Annotated in this window: 14 protein-coding genes; 4 read left to right on the top strand and 10 right to left on the bottom strand. The window is 71.8% G+C overall.

The genetic code is table 11. The features are described 5' to 3' along the window. The first annotated feature begins 8 nt into the window (after window positions 1–8). Together ACPA54_RS29335 and ACPA54_RS29340 are read left to right on the top strand one after the other, a co-directional pair. Window positions 9–1979, top strand: coding sequence for a hypothetical protein (locus tag ACPA54_RS29335; protein WP_423534400.1), 1971 nt, complete (start codon window positions 9–11; stop codon window positions 1977–1979). A gap of 92 nt (window positions 1980–2071) precedes the next feature. Next, window positions 2072–3106 (top strand): YihY/virulence factor BrkB family protein, encoded by a 1035-nt coding sequence (locus tag ACPA54_RS29340; protein ID WP_423534401.1) that lies wholly within the window; start codon window positions 2072–2074, stop codon window positions 3104–3106. Between the two features lie 32 nt (window positions 3107–3138). Here ACPA54_RS29340 and ACPA54_RS29345 read toward each other — a convergent pair whose 3' ends face one another. Continuing rightward, window positions 3139–3363: a hypothetical protein gene (locus tag ACPA54_RS29345; RefSeq protein ID WP_423534402.1), complete on the bottom strand. Its 225-nt coding sequence runs from the start codon at window positions 3361–3363 to the stop codon at window positions 3139–3141. Between the two features lie 136 nt (window positions 3364–3499). Here ACPA54_RS29345 and ACPA54_RS29350 point away from each other — a divergent pair, with 136 nt between their 5' ends. Beyond that, complete coding sequence (locus ACPA54_RS29350) at window positions 3500–3907, top strand: VOC family protein (RefSeq protein WP_423534403.1); 408 nt, start codon at window positions 3500–3502, stop codon at window positions 3905–3907. 12 nt (window positions 3908–3919) lie between these two features. Here ACPA54_RS29350 and ACPA54_RS29355 read toward each other — a convergent pair whose 3' ends face one another. The 8 genes from ACPA54_RS29355 to ACPA54_RS29390 form a co-directional block, all read right to left on the bottom strand. Beyond that, entirely contained in the window at window positions 3920–4975 is a 1056-nt protein-coding gene (locus ACPA54_RS29355) for an NAD(P)-dependent alcohol dehydrogenase (protein WP_423534404.1), read from the bottom strand. 306 nt (window positions 4976–5281) lie between these two features. After that, window positions 5282–5791 carry a YybH family protein gene (locus tag ACPA54_RS29360; protein WP_423534405.1) on the bottom strand — a complete coding sequence of 170 codons (510 nt, stop codon included), beginning with the start codon at window positions 5789–5791 and terminating at the stop codon, window positions 5282–5284. A 155-nt stretch (window positions 5792–5946) separates the two neighbouring features. Next, the gene (locus ACPA54_RS29365) at window positions 5947–6408 is read right to left on the bottom strand and encodes a DUF3237 domain-containing protein (protein WP_423534406.1); all 462 of its coding nucleotides are present in this window, start codon (window positions 6406–6408) and stop codon (window positions 5947–5949) included. A gap of 66 nt (window positions 6409–6474) precedes the next feature. Then, window positions 6475–7263: an ABC transporter ATP-binding protein gene (locus tag ACPA54_RS29370; protein ID WP_423534407.1), complete on the bottom strand. Its 789-nt coding sequence runs from the start codon at window positions 7261–7263 to the stop codon at window positions 6475–6477. Continuing rightward, on the bottom strand, window positions 7256–8257 hold the full coding sequence (locus ACPA54_RS29375; protein ID WP_423534408.1) for an ABC transporter ATP-binding protein: 1002 nt from the start codon (window positions 8255–8257) through the stop codon (window positions 7256–7258). Before ACPA54_RS29375 ends, ACPA54_RS29370 begins: the two co-directional genes overlap by 8 nt. Beyond that, entirely contained in the window at window positions 8254–9141 is an 888-nt protein-coding gene (locus tag ACPA54_RS29380; protein WP_423534409.1) for an ABC transporter permease, read from the bottom strand. Before ACPA54_RS29380 ends, ACPA54_RS29375 begins: the two co-directional genes overlap by 4 nt. Beyond that, complete coding sequence (locus ACPA54_RS29385) at window positions 9138–10082, bottom strand: ABC transporter permease (RefSeq protein ID WP_423534410.1); 945 nt, start codon at window positions 10080–10082, stop codon at window positions 9138–9140. Before ACPA54_RS29385 ends, ACPA54_RS29380 begins: the two co-directional genes overlap by 4 nt. Beyond that, window positions 10079–11758 carry a CocE/NonD family hydrolase gene (locus tag ACPA54_RS29390; protein WP_423534411.1) on the bottom strand — a complete coding sequence of 560 codons (1680 nt, stop codon included), beginning with the start codon at window positions 11756–11758 and terminating at the stop codon, window positions 10079–10081. The genes ACPA54_RS29385 and ACPA54_RS29390 overlap by 4 nt, the downstream gene beginning before the upstream one ends. 144 nt (window positions 11759–11902) lie before the next feature. Between ACPA54_RS29390 and ACPA54_RS29395 the strand changes: the two genes are divergently transcribed. Continuing rightward, window positions 11903–12466 (top strand): TetR/AcrR family transcriptional regulator, encoded by a 564-nt coding sequence (locus ACPA54_RS29395; RefSeq protein ID WP_423534412.1) that lies wholly within the window; start codon window positions 11903–11905, stop codon window positions 12464–12466. Window positions 12467–12549: 83 nt separating this feature from the next. On the opposite strand, the gene ACPA54_RS29400 is transcribed toward ACPA54_RS29395, so the two are convergent. Continuing rightward, window positions 12550–13995: an amidase gene (locus ACPA54_RS29400; RefSeq protein ID WP_423534413.1), complete on the bottom strand. Its 1446-nt coding sequence runs from the start codon at window positions 13993–13995 to the stop codon at window positions 12550–12552. Between the last annotated feature and the right edge of the window lie 53 nt (window positions 13996–14048).

Raw genomic sequence — 14048 nt, forward strand, 5'->3', positions numbered from 1 at the left:
GGGCGGTCGTGACGACCGTCGGAATTGTCCTTGCCGGATTGCTCGTCGCGTGGTTCGTCGTCGGGCGCGACGACGGCTCGGACCCGGCGGACGCGAGGTCCGCGGCGCAGCAGACGCCGCCCGCCGCGGGGGTGGATCCCGGACCGCCGATCCGCGGACTCGACCTCGGCGCGGGCAACCGCCGTGCGCCGTTGCCGGGCATGTACGACTGGTCGAAGGCCGGATTCCGGTCCGGTGCGCCGCTGCCCGGCGACAGTGCGATTCGCGGGGACGCGCAATGCCGCGTCACGCCGGAGACGCTCGCGGGCGAGTTCGGCGTGAAGCCGAACGACGGCAAAGACGACACCGACGGCATCCAGAAGGCCGTGGACCGGATCAAGTCCATGTGCTCGCCGACCGGTTCGTACGACAAGGAGAGCCTGCTCCAACTCCCTGCCGGGCAACTCGACATCAGCCACGAGATCCACCTCGATGCCGACTACCTCATCGTGCGCGGCAGCGGATCCGACCCGGCCACCGGAACCCGCCTGGTCTACCGTCCGGACGAGAACACCCGCTACGACAAGCTGACCAAGGACGGCAGCCGCTGGGACCAGGACAAGACCGACTACCAGGACGGCAGCGGCGGTTGGCTGTGGCCCGGTCGCGGGCTCTTCCGCGTGCAGTCCCGGGCCGTGCACCCGGACTACGCGAAGGCGTACGCATCCGCCCCGGCCGACCGCAAGGACCTGTTCGAGGGCACGGTCAACGTGCACTGGAAGGCGGGCCTCAAGCTGCGGGAGAAGAACGGCGGCGGGGGATACGCGGCCCGTACCGGGGACACCGTCGTCCCGCTCGCGGCGGACGCCAAGGTCGACACCCTCAAGCCCGGCACGCTGGTCAACGTGCGGGCGGCGAACACCCGCAGGTTCTACGAGCAGATGAACGCGGTGCCGGCCGGCGGCAGCGACGGTCAGCTGGAGAACCTGCACATGCGGCAGCAGATCTTCACCGTTACGGCCGTCGACCAGGCGAACAAGACCGTCACCCTCGACAAGCCCCTCGAATACGACGTGCCGGTCGACTCGGGTTCCGACGGCTCGGCCCTCATCGACAACAAGAAGTACGACTCCAAGGTGTCGCCGTTGGTCGACCCGGTCGTCGGCGTCGGGATCGAAGCGCTGGCCATCACCCAGGAGGAGCCCAAGCTCGACGCCGCCGACTCGACGCACAACTACGGCAACATGGACCCGGCCGCGGCGATGAACGGCATCGTCTTCAAGTGGGCGGCCGACTCGTGGGTCAAGGGCGTCACGACGACGATGACCGGATCCCACCCGATCGTCACCGAGGAAGCCACGCACCTGTCGATCCTCGACAACTCCCTGAACGGCGCCTGGAACAAGGGGAAGGGCGGCAACGGCTACTTCCGCGGATCGCGCGTCTGGGACTCGCTGTACGCCGGCAACACGTCCCGCAACCTGCGGCACTTCACCTTCCAGTGGTCCGCGTCCGGCAACGTCGTCATCGGCAACAGCTTCGACTCCGACCTCAACCTGCACGGCGGCTGGGAACGTCACAACCTGTTCGAACTCAACAAGGTCGCCGTCCCCGCCGGACACCGCCCCGACAGCTGCCGCGCGAACTGCGGCGACGAAGGCGGCTCGGACCCGGACAACGCCGACTGGTACCCGATCTGGTGGGCCGCCGGACAGAAGGCCGTGAAATGGTCCGGCGCATCCGGCCCCGACAACGTCTTCTTCCGCAACGAGATGACCAAGCAGACCACCAAGGACGGCCCCTACCAGCCCTATTACGCCGACCGCACCCGGATCTACCGCTTCGGCTGGGACGGCACCGGCTACCGGCCGTTGTCCCAGTCCGGCACCCCGATCACCGACTGGGCGGGCAACGAGCAGAAGGACTTCACCGGCGGCCAGGGCGTCGACGCCTCGGGCACGTTCGACGGGCCGTCGATCTTCCTGAAGTCGGTACCGTGACGGGGGAGCGTAGTGTCGGCCGTGGCCTTGGAGGACGGGCACTGCGGAACGCCGGATTGCATAACAGGCGTCAATGGGGTTAGTCGCCCCTCATGGCAGGGAAACCGAAGGCGCGCCGACCCGACGCGCGCACGCACGAAACCGGCGACTCGTCCGGGCCCGGACCCGAGGTCGAGCGCGACGAGCCCGACGAGCCGTCGGACCTTCCCGAGCGGTCGTGGTGGCGGGTGTGCAAGGGCACGATCGCCGAGTTCAAGGACGACGAGCTCGCCGACCGCGCCGCGAGCCTCACGTACTACGGCGTTCTCGCCCTCTTTCCGGCGCTGCTGGTACTCGTGTCGCTCCTCGGCATCGCGGGCGACTCGGCGACCAAGGAGGTATCGGACAACATCCACCAACTCGCGCCCGGTGCCGCACGCGACGTGATCGACAACGCCATGCGCGACCTCCGGGCCGGCGCCGGCGTCGGATCGGCGATGGCGGCGGTCGGCCTGCTGCTGGCGGTGTGGTCGGCATCCGGATACGTCGCCGCGTTCATCCGCGCGGCCAACGCCGTCTACGACGTCGCCGAAGGCCGCCCGGTGTGGAAGCTGACCCCGCTGCGCCTGGGGCTGACCGTCGTCCTGATGGTCCTGGCGTGCGTCAGCGCCCTGACCGTCGTCTTCACCGGCGCGATCGCGCGCCAGGCAGGCACCGCGCTCGGTGTCGGCGACGGCGCGGTGCGGGTGTGGGACATCGCCAAGTGGCCGGCTCTGGTCGCCGTCGTCGTGCTGATGATGGCGCTCCTGTACTGGGCCGCGCCGAACGCCAAAGGGCGCGGGTTCCGCTGGATCACTCCGGGCAGCCTCGTCGCGCTCGTCATCTGGCTCGCCGCGTCGGGCGGCTTCGCGGTGTACGTCGCCAACTTCGCCTCGTACAACAGGACGTACGGCGCATTCGCCGGAGTGATCGTCTTCCTGATCTGGCTGTGGGTCACGAACCTGGCGATCCTGCTGGGGCTGGAGTTCGACGCCGAGCTGTCGCGGCAGCGCGCGATCGCGGGCGGTATGCCGCCCGACGAGGAGCCCTACGTCGAGCCCCGGGACACCCGAAAGTGGCCGTCCGAGGACGCCGCCGCGGGCGCGTGATCCAAGAACAGGGCCTTCCGCACCGGCCTCCCCTACTCGTCGTCCGCCATGACCTCGTACTGCAGGCCCGTCGACTTCAGCGCGGATTCGAGGTCCAGGCGGCGGTCGCCGTCGAAGACCGCTTCGACGGTGCGGAGGCCGGAGCCTTCCTGGCCGAGTACGGGCGGCAGGTCGTCCCGGAACGGGCGGAGGGCCTCTTGCGCCGTCGTGGCCTCCGCGTCCGACTCCACGGTGATGCGGACAAAAGTGGTCGTCATGGTCCACATGGTCACCCCTGGCGTCGCATATACGCGTGGCGCCGCGCCGCCGTTTCGGCCTCGCCGGGTTGCGTCACCCGAGTGCGTATCGTCGTTCGCCGATCCGCCCTCGTCCGAGAACCGCAAGGGAGCCGCCGTGACCGACACGCCCGCCGTTCGTGAACTCCGCCTGGTGGTCACGGCCGCCGACTACGACGCCGCCCTGCACTTCTACCGGGACGTGCTCGGCCTGCCAGAGCGCGGCGCCTTCGCGTCCCCCGACGGGCGGGTCACCATCCTCGACGCGGGCCGCGCCACGTTGGAGCTGACCGATCCCGGGCACGCCGCGTACATCGACGAGGTCGAGGTCGGACGGCGCGTCGCGGGCCACCTCCGGGTGGCGTTCCAGGTCGACGACTCCGCGGCCGCGACGGCGACCCTGGCGGCGGCCGGGGCGGAGGTGATCGCCGCCCCGACGCGCACGCCCTGGGGCTCGCTGAACGCCCGACTCGAAGCGCCCGGCGCCCTCCAGCTGACGCTGTTCAGCGAACCGGACACGGCTTAGGGCGTGTCTGGGTCAGTCCGCGAAGGTGACGACGGCGCGGCCGTGCAGGGTGCCGTCGTGCAGGGCCTTGTACGCCTTCTCGATGTCGGCGAACGGGAACTCGTCGACGAGGTTCCGGATGCGCCCGCTCTCGGCGAGCGTCAGCACTTCGCGGACGTCGGCGATGCTGCTGCCCTGGAAGGTGAACGCCTCGCCGTCGCGCGGCAGCCCGCCGTACCAGGGGGCCTGAAGGCGGCCCATCGCGGCGCCGATCAAGCCGTAGGCGCCGGCGGGGCGGACCGCGGCGGTGCCGGCCGCGATGGTGGCGTCCACGCCGACGAAGTCCAGGACCGCGTCGGCGCCGTAGCCGTCGGTCAGGGCGCGGATCTCGGCCGCGGTCTCGTCGTGCGTGCCCACGAGCGCGGCGTCCGCGCCGAGATCGCGGGCCACCTTCAGCCGGGCCTCGTCGGTGTCGATCGCGACGACCTGGGCGCCGGTGAGCAAATGCAGGTACTGCACCGCGAAGGCGCCGAGACCGCCCGCGCCGATGACGACGGCGGTGCCGCCGGGACGGATCCGCGGCAGGGCGCGGCGCACCGCGTGGTACGAGGTCGCTCCGGCGTCGGTCAGGGGGCCCGCCGTGCGCGGATCGAGCCCGTGCAGGGGCAGCAGGGCGCGCAGGTCGTCGACCAGGACGTACTCGGCGAGGCCGCCGTCCCGGCCGAAGCCGCGTCCGGCGGGCGCGTGGGGGCAGCTGCCGTCCAGGCCGCGCACGCAGAAGGAGCAGGTGCCGCAGGAGGACGGCGACACCAGCGCGACCGGATCCCCCGGGGCGAATCCGGTGACGCCGGGGCCGAGTTCGGCGATCCGCCCGGCGGTCTCGTGCCCCAGGGTGAACGGCATGGACCAGCCCCAGGCGCGACCGGCCTCGGCCGGCATGTCCAGCATCGTGAAGTCGGAGTGGCACAGTCCACACCCCGACACTTTGACCACGGCCTGCCCGGGCCCCGGTGTCGGGACGGGCACCTCGACGACCTCGGCCGGGTGCTGCCACTCCGGAATGCGGTACGCCTGCATCGTGCGTCCCATCGCGCTCTCCTCTTCCGTCGTTGCCCTCTACACGCATCCGACCGTAGCGGGCCGAAGGGCGGTTGGCGGCGGCGGGTCCGTCCCGGGTTTCCGAGCCGGCAGCAACCGCTCGCCCGGGTCGAGGACCGCGGCGCGCACCTGCTCGTCGGTGATGCCGGCGCATGCGGCGCGGGTCGCCAAGAAGCCGCGAAGGCCGCCCGGGAAGCCAAGGCCGCCGAGAACCGCGCGGGTGTGTAACCCGTTCGCTTCGGACCGCAGCCTCCGGACGCGCGTATGCGGCCGGAGGCTGCGGTCCGAACGCGGTGGTCAGCTGCCGCCCAGGGCATTCGCGAACAACGCGATCACCCGGGACGACTCGGCCGTGTTGTAGATGTCCTCCTCGTAGCACCACTTGCCGTCGCCCGCGTACACGAGAATCGTCGCGGAGACGAACTGGTAGCCGGGGCCGCCGTCCGGTGCGGGGAACCGGTTCGGCACGTAGATGAAGACCACGTCGTTGTCGATGAGCGCGAATTCGATCGGGAAGACCAGGTCCATGACCTGGCCCTGCATCGTGGACGTGATCCAGGAGCGGATCGCCTCGCGCCCCCGCATCACCCCGAAGTGGTGCTCCACATAGATGGCGTCCTCGGTGAAGCGGTCGGCCCACGCGTTCCAGTCGCCGGAGCGGACCGCTTCCCGGCCCGCCTTCTCGTAGTTCCGCAGGGCCTCTTCGACCTCCGCGCGGTCGAACGTGCGGCCGCGCCGCACCTCGCCGCCGAGGAACGTGAAGCCGCGCTCGGGATGTTCGGGCGCGCCGGGCTCGGACGTGGACACGGGCAACCTCCGTCGTTCGGCGGACCCGAGGCCCGCTCGGCGGACCCCGGCTGAGCAGCAAGGATTATGCGAGGACGATCCGGCGAAGTCGAGCCCACCGAAGGGTTTTCGGGCCTTGCTGCGGCGGGGCCTCCGCGGGCGCCGCAGGTCCGGCGCTACCGCACGGCGTACATGCGGATCACCACCACACCCTCGCCGTCCGGGCGGGCGAGGCCGACGAACACCGTGGCGGCGAGCCAGCGGTGGGCGGCGGCGTCGGTGCGGAAGACCGGCGACGTGCGGTAGTAGTGGCCCGCCTCGGTGACCTGGAGGGCGTCGTCGTACTGGTCGGGGCTGCCGGCGTCGGGGTGGTAGAACCCGCGGTTGACGATGTCGACGACGGCGCCGTCGTCGGTCCGGATCAGGTAGCGGGCGTCCAGCTCGCAGACGTCGCCGCGGGTGCTGCTCCAGTCGCCGCCGCCGGGCAGGACGGTGCCGTTGAGGCGGGGTCCGGCCACGGTGCCGCCGGTGATGGGGGTGAACTCGGTGAGTTCGCCGTCGCCGTGGCCGATGTGCAGGGTCGGGTCGACGTGTGCGCGGATCTCGAAGGCGAATTCGAGGGCGGGGGAGAAGGGCATGGGACGGCTCCGTTCCGTGGGTGTCGGGCTGCCGGGATGGTGAGGCCGGGGGATGGCCGGGGAAGGTCAGGCGGCGGGGAGGGGCCGACGGCGGCGCGGTTTCCAGCCGGGCTTGGGGATCGAGTCGATGAGGCGCCGGGTGTAGGCGTGCCGCGGGTCGCCCAAGACCTCCTCGACCCGGCCGTGCTCGACGACGCGTCCTGCCTGCATCACCAGCACCTCGTCGCTGATGTGTGGGACCGCGCCGAGGTCGTGAGTGATGAACAGCAGCGCGGTGCCCGTGGTTGCGCGGATGCGCGCGAGCAGGTTGAGGATCTGCGCCTGGATCGAGACGTCCAGGGCGGCCACGGCCTCGTCCAGGATCAGGACGCTCGGTTCCGCGGCCAGCGCGCGGGCGATGGCGACCCGCTGCCGTTGGCCGCCGGACAGGCTCTTGGGCAGGGACCGGGCCTGGCGCTCGTCGACGCCGACCATGTCGAGGAGTTCGGTCACCCGGGAGTGCAGGGCTTCGCCCTTCATCGGGCGGTTCAAGGCGACCGCTTCGGCGATCGCGTCGGCCACGCGCTGCCGGCGGTCGAGGGACGCGTACGGGTCCTGGAAGACCATTTGGATCTGCCGTGCCCGCGCCCGGCGGTCGGCGTGCCGTACGCGTCCGGCGCGGCGTTCTTCCCCCGCCACGACGATGCGCCCGGCAGTGGGGGCCTCCAATCCGGCGATCATGCGCGCGGTGGTGGTCTTGCCGGAACCGGACTCGCCGACGATGGCAAGCGATCCGCCTGCGGCCAGCGCGAACGCGACTTCGTCGACGGCCACGAAGTCGCCGAAGGTTTTGCGCAGCCCGTGTACCTCAAGCATGGTTGCCGACCTCCTTCGGGGCGTCCGCCGCCGGGTCCGGGTGCGGGAAGTGGCAGGCCGCCGTCCCTGCGCCGACCGGCCGCGGCAAAGGCAGCGCCGCCGAGCACCGCTCCTCGGCGCGGGGGCAGCGCGGTGCGAACGCGCAGCCACCGGGGACTTCGAAGCCGGAGAGCGGGCGGCCGGCGATGGCGCGGAGTTCGGCGTGCGGATCGCCGACGCTGGGGCGGGACGCGAGGAGCGCCCGGGTGTACGGGTGCGCCGCGTCGTGGTGCAGCGCGGCGGCGGGCAGGTCCTCCACGGTCGAGCCCGCGTACATCACGACGATGCGGTCGCAGACGGCCGCGGCCAGTTCGAGGTCGTGGGTGATGAAGAGCATGGCCAGGCCGCGGGCCTCGCGGGCTTCCGCGATGATCGCCATCACCTCTTCCTGGGTGGTCACGTCGAGCGCGGTGGTCGGCTCGTCGGCGAGCAGCAGCCGGGGTTCGGCGGCGAGCGCGGCGGCGATCATGACGCGTTGCAGGAGTCCGCCGGACAGTTCCCAGGGGCGTTGCCGCATGCGGCGTTCGGCGTCCTCGATACCGACTTCGCGCAGGATCCCGGCCACGCGGGTGCGCGCTTCGGCGACCGGGACGCCGCGGGCGGTGGTGAGGCCCTCGATGAGGAAGTCGCCGACGCTGCGGGCCGGGTTGATGTGCGCGCGGGGGTCCTGGAAGACCATGGCGACCTCGCGGGCGCGGAAGGCGCGCAGGCGGGCCTTGTCCATGTCCGGTACGGACTCGCCCGCGAACGTCAGCGTGCCGTGCTGCCGGGCGCCGGCGGGCAGCAGCCTCAGCACCGATCGCGCGGTGAGCGACTTGCCGGATCCGGACTCGCCGACCAGGGCGATGGCCTGGCCTTCCGCGACGGCGACGTCGGCGCGGTGGACGACGGTGCGCGGGGTTCCGTCGATGGGCAGGTCGAGCCTGAGCCCGCCGATCTCCAGCAAGGGTGTCATGCGTTCTCTCCCAGGAGTCGCCGGGAGAGCCCCGATCCCAGCAGGTTGAAGGCGACCACGACGACGAGGATCACCAGGCCGGCGTACAGCGACTGCTGCGGTTGTCCGGACAGGATTCCGGGCGCGCCGTTGGAGACCATGAGGCCCCATTCCGGACTGGGCGGCCGGCTGCCGAGGCCGATGAACGAGATGGCGGCGATGTCGAGGAGCGCGTAGCCGAAGCCGATGGTGGCCTGGACGAGCACCAGCGGCGCGAGGTTGGGCAGCAGATGCCGGAGCCAGATGCGGTGTGTGGGCGCGCCGAGGAGGCGCAGGGCGGCGATGTACGGAAGACCGCGTTCCTTCGTCGCGGCGGCCCGGACGACCCGGGTGACCAGCGGCAGGTAGGCGATCGACAGCGCGACGACGGGCGCCCCGAGCCCGGCTCCGAACACGGCGACGGCGAGCACCGCCAGGATCAGCCCGGGGAACCCGAACACGACGTCCAGCAGTCCGGACACGATCCGGTCGGTCCAGCCGCCGAACCACGCGGCGCACAGGGCGAGCAGGGTTCCGACGACGGTGGACACGAGCACCACCAGCGCGGGCGCGGCCATCCCGGCGCGGGCCCCGCAGACGATGCGGGACAGGATGTCTCGGCCGGTGTCGTCGGTGCCGAGGAGATGGGCGCCGGACGACCCGGCGTTGACGTCGAACGGGTCGACGGCGTTCGGGTCGTGCGGCGCGATCAGCGGGCCGAACAGGGCGAGCAGGACGAACACGCCGACGACAACGGCGGCCGCGAGCGTGACGCGGTCGCGGGGGCGCTTGGCCGCGCGGACGCCGGTGCCGGTCCCGCTACCGGTGCCGGTGCCGGTGCCGGTCTTCGCCAGGGTGGCGCTCATCGGTTTCCTCCCTGCGCGGTGCGGGGGTCGAGTGCCGCGCTGACCAGGTCGACCGCGGTGTTCACGACCACGAACAGGACGACGAACAGCAGGGATACGGCCTGGACGACGGCGAGGTCCTGTTTCGCGGCGGCGTCGATCATGAGCGCGCCGAGTCCGCCGATGCCGAACGCCTGCTCGGCGACCGCGGTGGTGGCGATGAGTCCGGCGATGCCGACGCCGGAGACCGCGAAGATCGGTCCGGAGGCGTTGCGCAGGACGTGGCGCCGGATGACGACGGATTCGGGCACGCCGCGGCTGCGCGCCGTCTCGACGTGTTCGGAGCGCATCTCGGCGCGTACCGAGGCGCGGGTGACCTGGGCGACGTACCCGATCCACGACACCGCGAGGGCGACGGCGGGCAGGGTCAGGTGGGACAGCGTGCCGGTGAAACCGGTGCCGGAGCCGAACACCGGGAACCACGGCAGTTGGACGGCGAACAGCCAGATGAGCAGGACGGCCATGACGAACGTGGGAACCGCCATCAGCCCGGCGGTGCCCGCGGTGATCAGGGCTTCGGTGCGGCCGCCACGCAGGGCGGAGACGGTTCCGGCGACGGTGCCGAGCACCAGGACGAGGATCGCCGCGTAGCCGACGAGGGCGAAGGTGTCTCCGGCCCGCGCGCCGATGAGGTGCGCGACGCTGTCGCGGTAGACGAGAGACTTGCCGAAGTCGCCGTGCAGGCAGCCGCTCAGCCAGTGCCACCAGCCTTGCAGGAACGGGTCGTCGAGGTGGTATTCGCGGTGGATCTGCGCGAGGACCTCGGGATCGGGCTTGCGTGCCCCGCCGACGAGGAGCGTGGCGGGGTCGCCGGGCGCGAGCATGAACGCGCCGTAGATGCCGAGGCTGGCGACGAGCACGGTCACGACCAGCGTGGCCATCCGGGTCGCGACGAATTTCACGGACACGGCTCCTGGCCTTTCTCCGCGGGCAGCACGGTCAGGCGCAGCCGGGTCGGGTGCGCGGGCCCGGTGCGCAGCGTCTGCAGGCCGGCCTTCGGCGCGGCGGTCAGCCACGGGTTCTCGGTGGTGCCCGAGTTCGGCACGTGGTTGGGGAAGTCGCTGGACGTGACGAGCAGCACGAGCCGGTGTCCGGCGCGCAACCGGTAGCCGGTGTGCCCGAGTTCGACCTGCCATGCGCCGGGGGCGTCGGGCTGGGCGCAGCCGCGCAGGATGAGCCGCGCGGTGCCGTCGGGGGCGAGGTCGAGCAGTCGGACGAAGAGGTCGAAGGTCGGCGCGGTGCTTTCCGCGTGCAGGACGGCGTGAACGGGACCGGCCAGGTCGAGGGGTTCGGCGCGCACGGGGCCGGTGAAGACGAGGACGTCGTCGCGGTCGGCGGTGGCGCGCTCGTCGGGGTGGTCGTGCAGCACCATGAAGGTGTTGGTGACCGCTGACGGGACCAGGTTGTCGGGGTCGTACCGCCAGGAGACGGACTCCTCGGCGGAGGGCGGAAGTTCGGCGAGCGCGCCGCCCGGAAGGGGGCCGGTCGCGTTCTGGGGTGCGCACAGGTGCAGGTCGAGTGCGATGGCCTCGGGCGGCGGCCAAGCGGTCGCGGTGCGCCAGCCGACGTGGCCGAGCTTCCAGCGCACGCGCGGGAGGGTGTCGGGGTGGGCCTTGCCGGCGAGGAAGACGTCGAAGAAGTCGAGGGCGGGTCCGGTGTACGCGTCGAGCATCCGCTCGAGCGCGGCCTCGTCGGTCATGTGGTCGGTCTCGGGGGTGACCGGCGCGTTCTCCAGGAAGTAGTTCTCGTGGTCGATGGCGTCGGCGTGCAGGTACTGGACGGCGGCCCACGCGGGGCGCGCGGCGAGTTCGGTGTAGTCCCGCATGTGGGCGATGCCGAGGTTGTCGAACCAGCCGACGCACTGCAGGACGGGCACGGCGCGCGCGTCGTACGGGTGCGGGCCGTTGTACGCGGCGAGTTCGATGCCGCCGACGATGAGGTCGAATCCGGCCGAGCGCTTGCCGATGGCCGCGAAGGCCTCCTCGTAGGCGGCGATCAGCGGCCGCTTGGTGAGGTCGGGTTCGAACTCGTAGCTGTCGTTGTCGACCCAGTGGTGGGCCTGGTAGTCGGCGCCTTCCAGCCAGGTCGGCCGGCGCACCGCGCCGTACGCGGCGACGCCGGGCACGACGTTGGTGGAGGTGACGCGGGGCACGATGGCGCGCAGCGCGGGGTGTTGGCTGGAGACGGCGGACCACTGGGTGAAGCCGTAGTACGAGTCGCCGAACATGCCGACGACACCGTCGGACCACGGCTGGTGGGTGATCCAGTCGATGGTGTCGTAGCCGTCGTCGACCTCGCCGGTCCAGCCGAGTGTGCGGCCTTCGGAGCGGAACTTGCCGCGCACGTCCTGCACGACCATGACGTAGCCGCGGGCGGTGAAGCGCTCGGCGGCTTTCTCGAAGAAGACGTAGCGGCTGTTCTTGTCGTAGGGGAGGCGGACCAGCACGGCAGGAGCGGGCGCGGGTCCGGCGCCGTAGACGTCGGTGGCGAGCCGTATGCCGTCGCGCATGCGCACCCTGTACTGCTGGGCGTGCGCGGGGACCGGCTGGGCGGCGACGCGTTCGAAGGCAAGGCTCATGAAGCGCTCCAACGCGGAGAGAACCGGGGGTTTCGGGGGAACGAGCAGGGAAATCGACGCAGAACGCGTGGAAAACGTTGTGATATAACAGCGTTGCATCACGTGAAGTTCAACGTCAAGTCCCTGCTGAGCTAGGTTGCCCTCATGCCGATCGACGTCGACGAAGTCCAGCGCCGCAAGGCCATCGCCAAGGCGACCCTCACGGTCGCCGCCCGCGACGGCGCACGCGCCGTGACCATCCGCGCCGTGGCGAAGGAACTCGGCGGCAGCACCGCGATGGTCACCAACTACGTGCCGACCCGCATCGCGCTGATCACCAACGCGGTCGCGGCCGCGGAGTCGCGCTGGCGCGCCGACCTCGACGCGCACGTGGGCGAACTCGCGGGCGAGGAGCGGCTGCGCGCGACGCTGGAGTGGAACCTCAGCACGGAACCCGACGACCTGCTCCTGCGCCGGCTGTGGGTCGAGATGCTCTCGTCGCTCCAAGGCGGCGGCGACGCGGCGGAGACCCACGAGCCCGAGGAGACCCTCGCCGAACTCCACGAGGCCGCCGAAGCGGCCGGAGTCGCGGACCCCGAGCTGGCCGCCGACCTGCTGTTCCTGCTGACCCGCGGCTACCTGATCTCCACCGTCGAGGACCCGGCGATGTGGACGCCGGAGCGGGTCGGCCGGGTCGCGGGCGTGGTCGTGGAGATGCTGACGCGCTGACGGCGCGGCCGGAACGACGCAACCCCCGCACGCGGCTCGCGTGCGGGGGTTGCGTGGTGTCTGCGGCGGGTCGAGAAGGCCGGTCAGCCGTCCGCGCCGAGCAGCGCCGGCCGGGTGCGCGGCGTAGCGGCCTCGATGGCTGCCGCCGCGTCCAGCAGCAGATCCTCCCGGAAGCGGCCGCCGATCAGCTGCACGCCCGACGGAAGTCCGTCGGTGACGCCGGTCGGCACCGCCAGCGCCGGGAACCCGAGCACCGGCACCGCCTGCAACGGCCACTGCGCGGCCAGGACTTCGCGCATCCGGGCGTCGCCCGCGAGGTCGGCGTCCTGTTCCAGCGGAGGTTCGGCCGACACCGGGGTCAGCAGGATCCGGTCCCCGCTCAGGTACTGCTGCAGCCGGGTGATCAGCGTGCCGCGGCGCGCGTACCCCTTGATGTACGTCTCCAGCGTCGGCTGCGGTCCCCAGATGTCCGCGGCCGCGCGGAAGGTGGAGGCCAGCGAGTCCCGCACGCCGGCGTCGCCGAACATCTCGATGTCGTGCAGCATCGTGCGCAGTTCCTCGAACAGGAGGAGCGACCACAGGCGCGCCGCCTCGCCGAGCAGCGGGAGTTCGACCTCCTCGACGGCGTAGCCCGCTTCGGCGAGCACGCGCGCCGCCGTGTCGACGGCCGCGTCGACCGCCGCGTGCGGCTTGGCGATGCCGGCATCGCGGACCACCGCGACCTTCACCGGGCCGGGCGCGCCCGGCCGCGGCGGCGCGGGAATGCCGACGGGGTCGCGCAGGTCCGGCGTCGCCATCACCCGCATCGCGACCCGCAGATCCTCGACCGTCCAGGCCATGGGCCCTTGGACGGCCATGGTCTGGAACGACATCGGGCTGTCGAACTCCACCTCCCCCGCGGGTTCCCACGCGGAGACCAGCCCGACCGTCGGGCGCAGGCCGACCGCGCCACAGCAGTACGCCGGGTAGCGGATCGAACCCCCGATGTCGTTGCCCTGCGCGATCGGCACCATGCCGGCGGCCAGTGCCGCAGCCGCCCCACCGGACGAACCGCCGGGCGTGCGGCCGCTGTCCCACGGGTTGAGGGTCTGGCCGTGCAAGTCGTTCCGGGTGAACCAGCGCACCGCGAACGCGGGGCTGTTGCTGCGCCCGAGGAACGTCGCCCCGGCATCGCGCAGCGCGGCGACGCACGCCGCGTCCTCGGACGCGACCAGCCCGGCCCACGCCGGGATGCCGTGCGTGGTCGGGAATCCGCGCTGCGGCGTGTTGATCTTGGTGGCGACCGGGACCCCGCTCAGCGGCCCCTGCTCCTCGCCCGCCGCGATCCTCCGGTCGGTCTCCGCGGCCTGCGCGAGGATCTCGTCGGGGCGGATGTCGACCAGGGCGTTCACCGCGGGGTTGACCGCGTCGACGCGGCGCAGGAAGGCCTCCGCGACCTCGACGGCGCCGAGGTCCTTGGCGCGGATCGCGGCGGCCAGATCGACCGCCGAGCGGTTCCACGGCGCGGTGGGGTCTGCAGTGCCTGTCATGTCGTGTTCTCCAGGGGTGCGGGTGTCTGCGGGGCTCGGCGCGGGTGGCAGAG

The organism is Uniformispora flossi (assembly GCF_049534875.1).
Classification (GTDB): Bacteria; Actinomycetota; Actinomycetes; order Streptomycetales; family Streptomycetaceae; genus Yinghuangia; species Yinghuangia aomiensis.

What these genes read in the sequence shown, in the direction of transcription:
- ACPA54_RS29340 (WP_423534401.1), top strand. Translation starts at nt 2,072, where the DNA reads ATGGCAGGGAAACCGAAGGCGCGCCGACCCGACGCGCGCACGCACGAA.
- ACPA54_RS29345 (WP_423534402.1), bottom strand. Translation starts at nt 3,363, where the DNA reads ATGACGACCACTTTTGTCCGCATCACCGTGGAGTCGGACGCGGAGGCC.
- ACPA54_RS29355 (WP_423534404.1), bottom strand. Translation starts at nt 4,975, where the DNA reads ATGGGACGCACGATGCAGGCGTACCGCATTCCGGAGTGGCAGCACCCG.
- ACPA54_RS29365 (WP_423534406.1), bottom strand. Translation starts at nt 6,408, where the DNA reads ATGCCCTTCTCCCCCGCCCTCGAATTCGCCTTCGAGATCCGCGCACAC.
- ACPA54_RS29370 (WP_423534407.1), bottom strand. Translation starts at nt 7,263, where the DNA reads ATGCTTGAGGTACACGGGCTGCGCAAAACCTTCGGCGACTTCGTGGCC.
- ACPA54_RS29375 (WP_423534408.1), bottom strand. Translation starts at nt 8,257, where the DNA reads ATGACACCCTTGCTGGAGATCGGCGGGCTCAGGCTCGACCTGCCCATC.
- ACPA54_RS29380 (WP_423534409.1), bottom strand. Translation starts at nt 9,141, where the DNA reads ATGAGCGCCACCCTGGCGAAGACCGGCACCGGCACCGGCACCGGTAGC.
- ACPA54_RS29390 (WP_423534411.1), bottom strand. Translation starts at nt 11,758, where the DNA reads ATGAGCCTTGCCTTCGAACGCGTCGCCGCCCAGCCGGTCCCCGCGCAC.
- ACPA54_RS29395 (WP_423534412.1), top strand. Translation starts at nt 11,903, where the DNA reads ATGCCGATCGACGTCGACGAAGTCCAGCGCCGCAAGGCCATCGCCAAG.
- ACPA54_RS29400 (WP_423534413.1), bottom strand. Translation starts at nt 13,995, where the DNA reads ATGACAGGCACTGCAGACCCCACCGCGCCGTGGAACCGCTCGGCGGTC.